12 protein-coding genes are annotated in these 13784 nt (G+C 63.1%); 9 read left to right on the top strand and 3 right to left on the bottom strand.

Going from position 1 to position 13784, the window contains the following annotated elements:
• Positions 1-134: 134 nt before the first annotated feature.
• Both A9K68_RS13550 and A9K68_RS13545 read left to right on the top strand, forming a co-directional pair.
• On the top strand, positions 135-419 hold the full coding sequence (locus tag A9K68_RS13550; RefSeq protein WP_065006638.1) for an acylphosphatase: 285 nt from the start codon (positions 135-137) through the stop codon (positions 417-419).
• A 197-nt stretch (positions 420-616) separates the two neighbouring features.
• Positions 617-2323 carry an HAD family hydrolase gene (locus A9K68_RS13545; RefSeq protein WP_065006637.1) on the top strand — a complete coding sequence of 569 codons (1707 nt, stop codon included), beginning with the start codon at positions 617-619 and terminating at the stop codon, positions 2321-2323.
• 184 nt (positions 2324-2507) lie between these two features.
• Here A9K68_RS13545 and A9K68_RS13540 read toward each other — a convergent pair whose 3' ends face one another.
• Entirely contained in the window at positions 2508-2942 is a 435-nt protein-coding gene (locus tag A9K68_RS13540) for a hypothetical protein (RefSeq protein WP_082982175.1), read from the bottom strand.
• 303 nt (positions 2943-3245) lie between these two features.
• Between A9K68_RS13540 and A9K68_RS13535 the strand changes: the two genes are divergently transcribed.
• Positions 3246-3431 carry a hypothetical protein gene (locus tag A9K68_RS13535; protein ID WP_036267210.1) on the top strand — a complete coding sequence of 62 codons (186 nt, stop codon included), beginning with the start codon at positions 3246-3248 and terminating at the stop codon, positions 3429-3431.
• 118 nt (positions 3432-3549) lie between these two features.
• Here A9K68_RS13535 and A9K68_RS13530 read toward each other — a convergent pair whose 3' ends face one another.
• Positions 3550-4482 (bottom strand): GntR family transcriptional regulator, encoded by a 933-nt coding sequence (locus A9K68_RS13530; RefSeq protein ID WP_163603027.1) that lies wholly within the window; start codon positions 4480-4482, stop codon positions 3550-3552.
• 135 nt (positions 4483-4617) lie between these two features.
• On the opposite strand from A9K68_RS13530, the gene A9K68_RS13525 reads away from it, so the two are divergent.
• From A9K68_RS13525 to A9K68_RS13500, 6 genes are all read left to right on the top strand, one after another.
• The gene (locus tag A9K68_RS13525) at positions 4618-5817 is read left to right on the top strand and encodes a C45 family peptidase (RefSeq protein WP_065006635.1); all 1200 of its coding nucleotides are present in this window, start codon (positions 4618-4620) and stop codon (positions 5815-5817) included.
• Positions 5799-6740, top strand: a complete 942-nt coding sequence (locus tag A9K68_RS13520) for an ABC transporter permease (RefSeq protein ID WP_029350549.1) — start codon at positions 5799-5801, stop codon at positions 6738-6740. The genes A9K68_RS13525 and A9K68_RS13520 overlap by 19 nt, the downstream gene beginning before the upstream one ends.
• The gene (locus A9K68_RS13515; protein ID WP_065006634.1) at positions 6737-7564 is read left to right on the top strand and encodes an ABC transporter permease; all 828 of its coding nucleotides are present in this window, start codon (positions 6737-6739) and stop codon (positions 7562-7564) included. Before A9K68_RS13520 ends, A9K68_RS13515 begins: the two co-directional genes overlap by 4 nt.
• A gap of 11 nt (positions 7565-7575) precedes the next feature.
• Positions 7576-9237 carry a dipeptide ABC transporter ATP-binding protein gene (locus tag A9K68_RS13510; protein ID WP_065006633.1) on the top strand — a complete coding sequence of 554 codons (1662 nt, stop codon included), beginning with the start codon at positions 7576-7578 and terminating at the stop codon, positions 9235-9237.
• Between the two features lie 25 nt (positions 9238-9262).
• Complete coding sequence (locus A9K68_RS13505) at positions 9263-10000, top strand: MOSC domain-containing protein (protein ID WP_065006632.1); 738 nt, start codon at positions 9263-9265, stop codon at positions 9998-10000.
• Between the two features lie 533 nt (positions 10001-10533).
• Positions 10534-10953 (top strand): hypothetical protein, encoded by a 420-nt coding sequence (locus A9K68_RS13500; protein ID WP_163603025.1) that lies wholly within the window; start codon positions 10534-10536, stop codon positions 10951-10953.
• Positions 10954-11120: 167 nt separating this feature from the next.
• Here the strand turns inward: A9K68_RS13500 and A9K68_RS31310 are convergent, their stop codons facing one another.
• On the bottom strand, positions 11121-13574 hold the full coding sequence (locus A9K68_RS31310; protein ID WP_203546905.1) for a hypothetical protein: 2454 nt from the start codon (positions 13572-13574) through the stop codon (positions 11121-11123).
• Positions 13575-13784: the final 210 nt, after the last annotated feature.

The following is a 13784-nucleotide window of genomic DNA, read 5'->3' as shown; positions in this document are numbered from 1 at the left end:
CGAGGCACCCGCAACCTGCAACTGTCCGTCTTTAAACAAAGCCGCCGCCCCATGGTTCCGTTGCCGACAAGGCGGAGCCTTTTTCGCCGCTAGTGAGTTGAAGGTGTGGACAAACCAGCTGTACGGAGGTGACCATGGAGGACGGGCGCAAAGCGGTACGCGTCAGGCTGAGTGGAAGGGTGCAAGGCGTCTCTTTTCGCGTGTGGACACGGACCGAAGCCGAGAAGCTCGGTCTGTCCGGATGGGTTCGCAACGAGGATGACGGATCCGTAACGGCACTGATCGTTGGAGCAGAGGGCGCGGTTTCGACGATGATGAACCGGTTGTGGGAAGGGCCGACCGGGGCGTCGGTCTCCAGCGTGAAATCCCAAGACGTCGATCCCGGCCAGGAGCCGAACGGATTCAGGATTGTCGGCTAGCAAGCGGGTACCGGGTTTGGAAATGCTTAAGCAAAAGCAAGGCCTCAGCGACTCTTGCCTTCGGCCGCCGGGAACAATCGGCAGCCAGCGCCGTTTGAACCGATCAGCCAAGACAAAGTCACTGGAGCAGATGGCTTTCCGCTCAGTTCGGCGAGAAAGCTTCTCGGGTCAGCTTCGGACTACCGACGGACAGTTCAATGTATGCTCTTGCACTAGCCACTGACTACGACGGCACGCTCGCGGAAAACGGGATCGTTTCCGATGCCACCCGTGCCGCGCTCGGGCGGCTGAAGGAAACCGGCCGCAAGTTGATAATGGTCACCGGTCGCGAGCTTGCCGACCTCGAAAGCGTTTTCCCGGAGCTTGGCATTTTCGACAAGGTCGTCGCCGAAAATGGCGCGCTCGTCTACACGCCGGCTTCGAAGGAGGAGCGCATGCTGGCGCCTGCGCCTCCGGCGGAATTCGTCGACAGGCTGATGATCCGCAAGATTGCGCCCCTGTCGATAGGACGTTCCGTCGTCGCCACCAGGGAGCCCAACGAGACCATCGTGCTGGAAGTGATCAAGGACCTTGGCCTGGAGCTGGAGATCATCTTCAACAAGGGTGCCGTCATGGTGCTGCCGAGCGGGGTCAACAAGGCGACCGGTCTTGCGGCTGCCCTCGAAGATCTGGGATTGTCCGCCCACAATGTCGTCGGCATCGGCGATGCGGAGAACGACCATGCCTTTCTGCGCGCCGTCGGCTTCGGAGTTGCAGTTGCCAATGCACTGCCGAAGGTAAGGGAGACGGCGGGCCACGTGACGAATGGTGCCCGCGGCGCGGGCGTGAGGGAGTTGATCGATGGCCTCATCTCGCATGACGCCGCCTTGCTGGACACGGCGCGACAACGCATTGAGATTGGCGCGGACGACGGGTCGGGCGCGGTGATGCACCTTTCACCGCGCGGCGGCGGCGTGCTGCTGGCCGGCACGTCGGGGATCGGGAAATCCACCCTCGCCACCGCCCTGACCGAACGCTTCGTCGAGCAAGGCTTCCAGTTTTGCGTGCTCGACCCGGAGGGCGACTACGAGGAACTGGAGGACGTGCTGGTGGTTGGCGACGCCAAAAGCCCGCCGAGCTCGCGCGAAATCTTCGACCTCTTGTCCAAACCGTCCAACAATGTCGCCGTCAACATGCTCGGGATCAAGACCGCGGAGCGGCCAAACGCCTTCGCCAAGCTGCTGCCGGAGCTTGCCGCGCTTCGCGCCCGCACCGGACGCCCGCACTGGCTGATCATCGACGAAGCACACCACCTGTTGCCGCATGCGCGGGATGGCACATCCTTTGCGCTTCCAAAAAGCCTTTCGGCGACCATTCTGGTCACAGTTCATCCCGATCTGGTTTCGCGGGACGTGCTGGCAGGTGTCGACACGGTGCTGGCTCTTGGCCCGGAAGCCGACAAGGTCGTCGAAAGCTTCTGTGCCGCAATTGGCGAAGACGTGCCGCAGGGCGTCGTGCCGCCACCGGAAAACAAGGTCTTGTATTGGAACCGGTCGACATGCGATCCCGCAAGACCGATCTCGATCGAGCGTCCCCGGCAGGAACGCAAGCGCCATATCCGCAAGTATGCCGAGGGTGATCTTGGCGACAATAGTTTCTATTTCCGCGGCGCGGACGGCAAGCTCAACCTGAAAGCCCAAAATCTCATGATGTTCCTCCATATCGCCGAGGGGATCGACGACCGCACCTGGGAGCATCACTTGCGCGCGGGCGACTATTCGGCCTGGTTCCGCGATCAGGTCAAGGACCAGGGACTTGCGGAGGAAGCGGCTGTCATCGAGGATGACGAGAGTCTCGATCCGCATAGAAGCCGCGCCGCCATCGCGGAAGCGGTCCATCGCCGCTACACGGCGCCTGCCGACTGAAATCAGCCCATGCCTGTCGTATCGAGTCGCATTGTATCGACCTTCGCCGATGGCGGATCGCCGCCGAACGGCATACCCGCACATCAACGACCACTGATGCGAGGCGTGAAAATCGCTTCGCCGCCTCCATCACCCGAACATGCCGGCCCCTAGTGTGAATGCCGGCAGCGTGAATGCCCTAGCGTCAATGCATGAATGTTCCTCGCAGCCAGGCGAAGAAACCGAACCTCTCGGACATTGCCGCACGGACGCGAGAGGCAGCCCATCGCGCTCGTATCGTGGCGCCGACATGGCAGTGGCAGACAATTTCGTGCAACTGCCAGTCAGTCAGTTCGAAGAAGCGCCTGGCTTCACCGTAGGTGTCATCTCTCAAGCCTTGCGCACGAAAGATTGGGTCCTCGAAGGCAACCGTGAGAGGCGAGTCGTTGTAACGCATTTTTTCGCGTATCTCAGGGGACTTATATTCGGTGCCCGTCAGCGCTTCGAGACGCCGATCGGGATTTTTCTCCAGCAGTTTCGCCCAACGTTCGAGACGCTGGCTTCGGGTCGCTACGAGGTCTGTTGCTTCAGCGTGAACGTCGGCAACGGTATGCAGTTGGTCAAGTGTCTGGTGCTTCACGGCCGCCTCCTATTCAGCAGGTGAGTTCGTCCCACCCTGAAATGGAAATTATGGCGCTCCACGACGCCGACAAGGCCCTTATGCGCGGACCATTCGATCACTTTTCTGACGGCGCCGTCCTGTCATGAGCGCTCGATGCCTGCGGGGTCATCGGAGGCTCCCATCGGAACCATAGGCAGGCGTGGTCGTTCTGCGTGCATCGGCCCCTAGAGCGAAACCGGTCGAAACGGGTAGGCCTCAAAAATCCGGCGGACGTCGGCGACCCGCCAAGGCAGAGTGCAGCGAGCGGAAGGAAATCACACCATGGCCATTCTTCCCACTCCCGAACCAACGCCCACTCCGGCGCCCACGCCACCGCCATTTCCTGAACCGAAGCCTGTACGTGAGCCGGATCCGGACAGACTTCCCGACGAAGCTCCCGTCCCCAATCCGGATGAAAATGATGCGCCGCTGAAAATCGGTCCTAAAGCATCCAATCCCGACATTTGACGGAGCGGATTGGCGTCAAGCGAATCGGGGAGACGCTCGTTCCAGATCGCTCAGTGCCGGATGTCGGGGCATTGCGCGGCCGAGTGGGCAGCATGCGCGATGCCGTCGCCGGCAGGCATCAGATCGAGCGCTGTGGCGAAGCGAACTCGGATGCCTGCCGTAGATGCTGGCGCAGCAGCGCCTCGGCCCATTCGATCTCGCCCGCTTCGACGGCATCGAGAATGGCCAGATGTTCCCGGCAGGACTGCTCGATGCGTTCCGCCGGCAATTCCTCGAAACCCGCTGATTCCTGCAACCGGCGCAGATTGTTCTGCTGGCGCACCGCATCGGCCAGGAACCGGTTGCCGGAGCAGGCCGCGAGCCCTTCGTGAAAGGATGCATTGATCCGGAACCATTCGTCGCCGCCGATCAGTGTCTTGCCCGTCGACACGATCGCCAGGATGCGCTCGTGAGCGCGCCGGACAGGCGCGAGCTGCTGAGGACCCGCACTGAACATGGGCGACCGCAGCGCCGCGCATTCGACGGCCATCCGGAATTCATAGCTTTCCCGGTAGGCGTCCTCGCCAACAAGTGTGTCGGCGAAACGCCAGCCATGCCCCGGCAGGCGCTGCACCAGCCCTTCGGCGGCAAAGCGGAGCAGGAGCTTGCGCACGACGCCGCGCGACACCTGATAGCGCGGCATCAATTCCGCCTCGGACACCTCCTGGGGCAGTTGGCCAAGCGCGCGCTCCCGCATCATCCTGCGGTAAAGCTCCTCGAGCGGAGAGCTGGGCAGGATATCCTCCGGGTCGAGGTCGGCGACATCGCGCGCCAATTGCAGCCCCCTCGTCTCGAAGGGACTTAAGATGCCCTGGGCGACCAGCAGTTCCAGCGCCGCGCTGACGGGGGAACGCGAAACGCCGAACGTGCGGGCAAGGTCCGGCACCGAGACGCGGGTTCCGACCGTCCAGCCTGAATCCCTGATCCGCTCCAGGATCCGCCGCGCCAGATCGATCTGCAGCGGACTGGCCGCCTCGCTGCGTGCCGGCCGGTCGATCATCGTTTCGTTCATAGGCACTTCCTCAAGCGTTCGCATTATAGATATGCGCTACGCAGTTCGAACTGGCAATCTAGCGAATTTTCCTGCTTTTCATTCCATCAAAATGCATTAGTATCCGGGCTCACACCAGTTTGAGGCTTCCGCTTGATGACAACAGTCGCACCGTTTCCGCTCGTCGAGATCGATGGAGCGCCGAGAGCGCGCGGCATGGCCTATGGCGAACAGGCGCGCGGGCGCATCGGCGCTTCGGTGGCGCTCTATGCCGCGCAGCTCGACCGTTTCGGCTTCAGGCGGGACGATGTCGGGCGGTTCTCCGGCATCTTCCTGCCCCGCTTGCGGCAATGGGCGCCCGATCTCGTCGAGGAAATGGAAGGAATTGCGTCAGGCGCGAATGTCGACCTGTCCTCGATCGTCCTGGTCAATGCGCGTACCGAAATCCTGCAGCTCGCCCGGCGCGAGAAAGGCATTTCCGACGACGAGCCCGACGGCTGCACGGGCGCGGCGATCCTGCCGGGGGCAACCCGGAACGGCAGGCTCATCCATGGCCAGAACTGGGACTGGAAGGCCGAATGCGCCGAGACCTCGGTGGTGTTGCGCATCCGGCGAACGGACGGGCCGGACCTCCTCACCTTCACCGAAGCCGGCGGACTGGCGCGCAGCGGCTTCAACTCGGCCGGTATCGGCATCACCGCGAACTATCTCGAATCGGACCGCGACTATCGCGGGATCGGAATTCCGCTTCCCTTCATCCGGCGCCGGGCTCTTGAAGCGCAGCATTTCGCCCATGCCATCAAGGTGGTGGCGACGACGCCGAAATCCGGTTCCAACAACATGATCCTGAGCACCGCCGAAGGGTTCACGGCCAATTTCGAATGCGCCCCGGACGAGGTCTTCACCATCTATCCGGACAACGACATGATCGTCCACGCCAATCACTGGCAGAGCCCGGTGGCGTTGTCTAAGCTGCGCGAAACCGGACTTCGCGACGTGCCGGACAGTCTCTATCGCGACCACCGCGTGCGCCGGCACCTGTCGGCGCGGCATGGAGACATAACCATCGACGACCTGAAGGAAGCGCTGTTCGACAACTTCGCTTCGCCGTTCAGCGTGTGTCGCCCGCAGATCAGGAAGGAAGGCGGCAATCTCTCGGCGACGGTGGCGATGATCGTCTTCGAACCAGCCGCCGGCATCATGGAGATCGCGCCGTTGCCGGCCAAGAACGGTGAATTCACCCGCTACGAACTCACCATCGAAGACGAGATCCTCGAGCGGGCGGAGAAGGCAGTGCCCGCACGGGAGAGACCTTCGATATCAGCACAGGAGAAACGATGGTCCGCTTTGTCCTGACCCGCCTCGCCAGCGCCGTACCGACACTCATCCTGGTCTCGGTCGCGGTCTTCGTGATGATGCGCTTCATTCCGGGCGATCCTGCGACGCTGATGCTGGGCGAGCTCGCGCAGCCCGGACAGGTCGATGCGATGCGGCATCAGATGGGGCTCGACCAGCCGGTGGTGGTGCAATATCTGATCTGGGCCGGCAACGTCCTTTCAGGCGATTTCGGACGCTCGATCGGCAGCGGGCAAGAGGTGCTGCCGCTCATCCTCGACCGTTTCGCCGTCTCCTCGACCATCGTCTTTCTCGCCGTGATTGTCGCCTCGGCGATCGCCGTGCCTGCCGGAATGCTGGCTGCTTGGAAGCAGGACAGTCTCCGCGACGTCACGGTCGTCGCCACCTCGACCATCCTGCTCTCGATCCCCAGTTTCTGGCTGGGGCTGATGCTGATGCTGATCTTCGGCCTCTATCTCGGCTGGCTGCCGGTCGTCGGCTACGTACCCTTCAGCCGCGACTTCGCGCAAGCCGCTCTGTATGTGATCCTGCCCGTGGTCACCTTGGTGCTCGTCGAGTCCGGCCCGATTGCGCGCATGGCCCGGGCCAGCACGATCGAGGTGGCGCGCCTGGAATACATCACCCATGCGCGGGCAAAGGGGCTTTCGGAAAGCGCGGTGATGTGGCGCCACGCTTTCAAGAATGCCTTCGCGCCCACCTTGACCCTGATTGGCTTGGTGCTCGGCAGCCTGCTTTCCAGCATCGTCGTCATCGAGACCGTCTTTACCATTCCCGGCCTCGGCCGGCTGCTGGTCGACGCGATCTATGCCCGCGACTATCCCGTGATTCAGGGATCGATGCTGTTCGTCGCCTTCATCTATGTCGCGGTCAATCTTCTCGTCGACCTGATTTACCCGCTGCTCGATCCGAGGGTTACCGCATGATCGCCCGTGCGCTCGGCCGGCCCGGTCTGAAATTCAACGCGATCTTCGGGATCGCCGTCACCGGGGCATTGATCCTTTTGGCCGTGTTCGGTCCGTGGATCGCGCCCTTCGATCCGCTCAAGCTCGATCTGCCGTCGCGCCTCAGCGGGCCCTCGCCTGTGCACCTGCTCGGCGCCGACGAATTCGGCCGCGACGTGCTCAGCCGCCTCGCCGGCGGCGCGCGGACCAGCGCCTGGATCGCTTTTGCGACGGTCGCCTTCGCATTGATCACCGGCACCCTCTTCGGCGTTCTCGCCGGTTTCCTGCGGGGCTGGGTCGATCGCGCCATCATGATGGTCAACGACGCCTTCCTCGCCTTCCCTGGCCTGCTTCTGGCGCTCGGCCTGATGGCGGTGATCGGCGCCAGCCGCGAGGGCATCATCGTTGCGCTCGGCCTTGCCTACATGCCGATCGTGGTGCGCGTGGTGCGGGCCTCCGTGATGTCCATTCGCGAGCGGGAATATGTCGAGGCGTCGCGCGTGATGGGCAATAGCGAGATCATCACCATGGCGCGGCATGTGCTGCCCAATTGCGTTGCCCCGATCATCGTGCTCGCGACCACCATGTTCGGCTGGATCATCCTGTCGGAAAGCGCGCTGAGCTTTCTGGGACTGGGCGTCCCGCCTCCGGCGCCCAGCTGGGGCAACATGCTATCGACGGCGCGGCCCTATATCGGCCAGGCGCCGCATCTGATTATCCTTCCGGGTCTCTGCATCTCGATCACGCTGCTCGGCATCAACATGCTGGGCGACGCGGTGCGCGACTGGCTCGACCCGAATATGTAGGTGCTGGAAACATGCTCGTGCCGGCCGGGGACAACAACACGATGCTTTCAGTGCGCAACCTGTCGATCTCGGTGGGACCATCGGGAAAGCGGATCGTCGACGAGCTGAATTTCGATCTCGCCTCTGGCGACATGCTGGCGCTGGTCGGTGAATCCGGTTCGGGCAAGACGATGGCGGCCCGCTCGATCCTGAGCTTGCTCCCTGCCCCGCTGATCACGACCGCTGACAGCAGCATCCGCTTCGAAGGACGGGAGCTCACCGGCCTTGCCGCAAAGGCACTGCGCCAGATGCGCGGTGCACAGATCGGCATGGTTTTCCAGGAGCCGATGGTCTCGCTCAATCCCGCCGTCACCATCGGCGAGCAGATGGCGGAAGGGCTTCGCCTGCATCGCGACATGTCGCGCGCCGAGATCAAGGACCGCTCGCTGGCGATGCTGGAGAGGATCCAGATCAAGGATCCCGGCAAATGCCTTGCGGCCTATCCGCACGAATTCTCGGGCGGCATGCGCCAACGCATCATGCTGGCATCGGTCATGCTGCTCAAGCCGCGCCTGCTGATCGCCGACGAGCCGACCACGGCGCTCGACACGCTGGTGCAGCGCGACGTGCTCGACCTCATGGTCGAGCTGACGCGGGAGAATGGAACCGCCGTCCTGCTGATCAGCCACGACCTCGGCATGGTGTCGCACTATGTGAACAACGTGACGGTGATGTGCGAAGGCAAGGCGGTCGAACAGGGAAGCAGCATCCAGGTCCTTCACGCACCGCAGCACGACTATACCAGGCGGTTGGTGGATGCGCTTCCCAAGCGCAGCGCCGGCGGATCGAGAAGATCCGTCAAAGGCGCGCCCCTGGTCGAGATCAGCAATGTCATCATCGACTATCCGGGCCGTCACAGGCTGTTTGCGCGCGCGCAGCCGAAGCGCGCCGTAGACCGCGTCGACCTTACCATCCGGCGTGGCGAAACCCTGGCGTTGGTCGGCGCGTCGGGCTCCGGCAAAACGACGCTCGGGCGCGCCATTGTCGGCCTCGTCAGGCCGTCCAGCGGAACGATCTCGTTTCTTGGCAAGGCGATTGCAAGTGGACGATCGGCTGACACGCGATTGCAGCGTCGCGACATGCAGATCGTCTTCCAGGACCCCTATTCCTCGCTGGACCCTCGCCAGTCCATTGCGGAAATCGTCACCGAGCCGTTGAAGCTCGACGCCGAATTGGATCGGAAGCGGCGGATCGCGCGCATGAATGAGGTCATCGAGGAAGTGGGACTGACGCGCGACCTTCTCGAGCGTTTCCCGCATCAGCTGTCAGGCGGGCAACGCCAGCGCGTCGCGATCGCGCGGGCGATCGTCAGGCGACCGGCCTTCGTCGTTGCCGACGAGCCGGTTTCGGCGCTGGACATGACGGTGCAGAAACAGATCCTGCTCCTGATCCGGTCGTTGCAGGAACGCTACGGTTTCGCCTGTCTGTTCGTCTCGCATGATCTAGGTGCGGTGGAGCAGGTTGCCGATAGGGTCGCCGTCATGCAGGAGGGAAGGATCGTCGAGATCGGCGACCGCGACGACGTCTTCGACCGGCCGCGCCACGCCTATACGCGCGCCCTTCTCGATGCGGCGATGCTGATCGATCGCCGTTTCGCCGACGGCGCGGGCGCACGCAAGGCAGTGGCGCAATGACAGCGACACGGCTCGTCTCCGCATCATGACGCCGTTCGGCCATATCAAGGAAATCTGGCGATATCCCGTCAGTTCGATGGGCGGCGAAGGGCTGGACGGGACGGAGCTTGCGGAAGGCGGGATTCCGGGCGACCGGATCTGGGGCGTCGTCGGCCGGCGCGACGGAATTGTTGCCGCGCCGGAAAAGCTAAAACATTGGCGGCCGCTGCCGAACCTTTTTGCAAGGCTGCGAGGCGACAGGCCGGAAATCGGATTGGACGATGGCTCCTGGATCGATGCCGACTCCAGCCTCGCAGGCGAGCTGGTTTCGGCCTTACTTGATTTCCCGGCGGCGCTGCACCCACATGTCCCCTTCGGTTCGCAAGCCCACGATCGTATCGCGCCACGCTATCAGCGCGCCGACATCCACATCGTCACGTCAGCCTCGATGAACAGGCTTGCCGGCCTAGTTCCGGATCCGTCGCAAGTGGATTCCAGGCGGTTCCGGCCCAATATCGTGATCGAAACCGACGCTTCGCAGGACGGTTTCGTCGAGCAGCAGATCATTGGGAAAGTGCTTTCCATCGGCGAGGCGCGGATCGTGATTTCGGAGCCTTGTGCGCGCTGCACGTTCACGGCGCTGGCGCAAGGCGATCTTGCCTTCGAACCGCCAGTGCTGCAAACCATAGCACGCCATGGTAAAGGCGGCTTCGGCGCGCTCTGCCAGATCGTGCAGCCGGGCAAGATCAGGCTGGGCGACAGGGTCACCTTGAACGAAGCCTGACCCTTCTTCCAGCTTTCGATGCCGGACGGCGGCACGTTGCGGCGGCTGATGGGTGAGATGGGCCGTAAGTTCGATGGCGGCTATGCGGAGTATGCGTTGTTGCCGAACTCGCTGCTGATGCCGGCCACTACGCACCGCGTCCTTGATACACCGAATTCATCCCCTAGATTACCTCCGTGGGCGCCTTAGTCGCGAGTTTGCCTGGGGGCGGCGGCGGTTGCGCCGTCCTGACTGCATGCCGCGGAAAGACGGTTGGACCGACGCACTTTATGGAGGTGGTCGTGCGTCAATCCCCTGAATCCAGCTGGGCATATTTCGTATTCGTTTGCTCGATCGCAGTAGCTTGCGCAGGAGCTGCAGCCGGCGGCCAGCGCGGCGGAGGCAATAGCGCTGGCGACCATGGTGGCGGAGGCAATAGCGCTGGCAGCCATGGCGGAAGCAATAGCGCTAGCAGCCATCACGGTGAAGGCCGCAAAGGCGGCCCGCACAAAGGACCTGGCGGCAAGCCCAGCGGCTCCAGCAGTAGTCCACCGGTGGATGACGATGGGACCAGCACCGCTGCACCGGCGGCAGTGGCGGCAACTACGACCGCCACTGCCGTCAGTGTCGTCCCGTCCGTAGAGGCCCGACGGTCGGTCGGCCTTCCGCCCAGCCTCCAGCCTCCCAGTGACGTCAACAGTCCATCAACGGTCAGTCCGATCAAACCGCTGCCGGGCGTCCCGGATGAAGTCGTTCGCGCCTGCCATGATGCAATCGAGTCGGCCGCCGCCGCGTTTGGCGCGACCAGTGTGCGCGTCAGCAGCGCAGGTTCCATACATCAGCTGAGCCTGGATACGATCTCGGCTCCCATTGAGGTCAGCATCGACTATGTACGGCAGGGCAAGGTGGAAACGCGGCAGGCGCCGATCAAATGCGAATTGAACGCGACTGGCGGCGTGATCGGGCTGACATAGCGCATCGCGCAGACTCCTCGCCGACGAGAGCAGGATGAATTCGAACGGGTGATTTCATCCTGGCATAGCTCCTTGTTTTGCCCGAAGTGGCCGCGGCGTCGTGAGCGGGTGCGAGGCAATGCCTTCCGAAGGCCTTCGATAGGAGGACCGCGCAGTCGTTTTGGAAATCACTCCAATGTCGCGTGTCTCGGCCTGAGGGAATAGGGAAGCGTGAGAGAACGCACCCGGGTAATCCGCGACGGGTTGCGAACCTTGCTACGTGCAGTCTTCTGGCTGACAGCCTTCACCGGGCCGGTAGCGGCTGCTGCGCGGCCGGAGCGCGGCTTCAGCGGTCGCTCAATCTGCGCGCTGCGACGCTCAGCCCTGAGCCTGTCATTGTCCGCGCGCGCCGCAGCCAAGTCGCGGGCAAGAGAAACATTGGCTTCACGTTGCTTGTCCAGAGCCTCCTTCAGCCTGGTGACCCGTACCAAAAGTGCTCGGGCGGCGGCGCGTTCGAGGCGAGCCTTATCGAGATCCTCATGGGTCGAGACTGCTGCAGCGCGTTCTCGTGCCAGCGCTTGCGCCGTCTCGGTTGCAGTCTGCTCGGCACGCTCTCTCGCTGAGACTGCTCTGGCTCGTTCCTGTTCAGCCGCGACGCGCTCGAGGCGAGCTTTTTGCAGCTCGTCACGCGCCGACGCTGCTGCAGCACGTTCTCGTGCCAGAGCCTGTGCCGTCTCGGTTGCAGTCTGCTCGGCACGCTCTCTCGCTAACACCGCTCTGGCTCGTTCCTGTTCAGACGCGTGGCGCTCGAGCCGAGCTTTTTTTAGCTCCTCACGAATCGACGCTGCTGCAGCGCGTTCTCGAGCCAGCGCGCCCTCCGTCTCGGCTGCGGTCTGCTCCACTCCTTCTCTCGCTGAGACTGCTCTGGCTCGTTCCTGTTCAGCCGCGACGCGCTCGAGGCGAGCTTTTTGCAGCTCGTCACGCGCCGACGCTGCTGCAGCACGTTCTCGTGCCAGAGCCTGTGCCGTCTCGGTTGCAGTCTGCTCGGCACGCTCTCTCGCTAACACCGCTCTGGCTCGTTCCTGTTCAGACGCGTGGCGCTCGAGCCGAGCTTTTTTTAGCTCCTCACGAATCGACGCTGCTGCAGCGCGTTCTCGAGCCAGCGCGCCCTCCGTCTCGGCTGCGGTCTGCTCCACTCCTTCTCTCGCTGTGACTGCACCGGTCCGTTCCTGCTCAGCCGCGTCCGCGCGCTCCATGAGTGCGGCATTGGACAGTTTCACTTCGGCGAGGTCCCCACGAAGGTTCTCTGACTTCCGGCGTTCGTCGTCGAGCATTCCGCTCGCTTGCGCCAGCGATGCCTTGGCCTTGGCGCGATCTTCGGCGGCCTCGGCCTCAAGCTGTTCAATTTTCGCCCGCGCTCGCGACAGTTCGCGCGCCCGCCATTCGGCTCGCTGACGCTCCAGATGAGCAGCGGGCATCTCCGCAAAGACATAATTGGTGGCCTCGCTCAGCATTGTGCGGGCATCTCCCGCTATGCGCCGCAATGCGTCAAGGGTGCGGGCTGCCGCGAGCTCGTTGCGCAATCGCTCCTCGCGTGCGTTGTCGGAGGCTGCCATGCTTGTCCTCAGCGCATCGATCTGCTTGCGCGACTCGAGGAGTGCTCCCTGCAGAACGGCGCTCCTTGCGCGTTCGCCTTCCGCCACCCGGTGCTCCTGGCCGCCCAATTCCCCTGCGGCGGCTGCCTGACCACCGGCTGCCCCGACTTGCGCCCGGGCAGCCGCGAGATCCGGGCTGAGCAAGTCGACACTCGTGCCTCGGGCCCGCGAAATGGCGGGGGCGCTTTCGACCCAGTTTTGTCTCGTCATCGCATAGCTAAGCGGCACGGCCAGACAGATTGCGGCGACGCCCAAGCGGGGCACAAGACCGATCGGCTTGCGAAGGCGAGGAGGGGAGGCCGTTACGATGGTCGGCTCGGGATCCAGGCTGACCCCTCCCCTTCGAGCTGTGACATTCAAGCCGCGATGCGCCGGATTGGCCAACTGAGCAACTTTGCGCGGGGAAGCCTTATGACCCAATTGATCCCATGCTGACCCGCAAATTCGCTCCCCACGTTCCGCGGGGGCGAGTCGTGTCGGCATACGGCTCAGAGCCCTCAATACTGGACTACTTACGGCGGCAAGATTAGCCGCCACCTGCCTACGAACATAGCCAGCGATTCCTCTGACCGATGTCGCAAGGCGGCCGGGTTGCGGTATGTCCGTCGCGGAAGCGTTGGTCTGGGCCGCAGACGAGCTCTCGCAAGCTTCGGAGCTCACGTCGAAATACTCGATTCGCACCCCGAACCGAAGGTAATTGGCATCCTGACGCCGAACGTCCAGGTCTGCGGTGTCTGAGGGCACGGCCACCCGAGAAGAAGAAGCAGGCTCGTTTGCAAGATCGACCGGGCTTTCCCAATCCCAAGATGCCACCTCGGGGGGATCAGATCCGCCTTCGCTCACATCTGATTTGAGGCGATGCCGTTGCACCGCGATAAGGATACGCCGGAGCACAAGATAGAGGCCTACCGAGGCAAGTGTTGCTGTCCCGCCCAGGATGGCGAGATCTGCGTCGTTTGCGTAAATTTCGGCAAGAGGATTTGGCATTGCCGTGCCTGTGCGTTCTTGGGCGTATTCTCAGTTCGTGAAGCGGTGTTTGGTCCTCGCCTTGTGCTGGCTGAAGCCTTCGATCGCTTTCGAAGCTGTCACTTGCTTCGAGATCCCTCCAGTGCTCGGAGCGCCGGTCGCGCGCTGATAGACAGGCCGGCGCAGCTGACTTTCATTTGAATCGAAACTTGAAGATGCCGTGGCCGCCGA

The organism is Mesorhizobium sp. AA22 (assembly GCF_001672375.2).
Taxonomy (GTDB): Bacteria; Pseudomonadota; Alphaproteobacteria; order Rhizobiales; family Rhizobiaceae; genus Mesorhizobium; species Mesorhizobium wenxiniae.
This window is presented reverse-complemented; position numbering and strand designations above follow the sequence as displayed.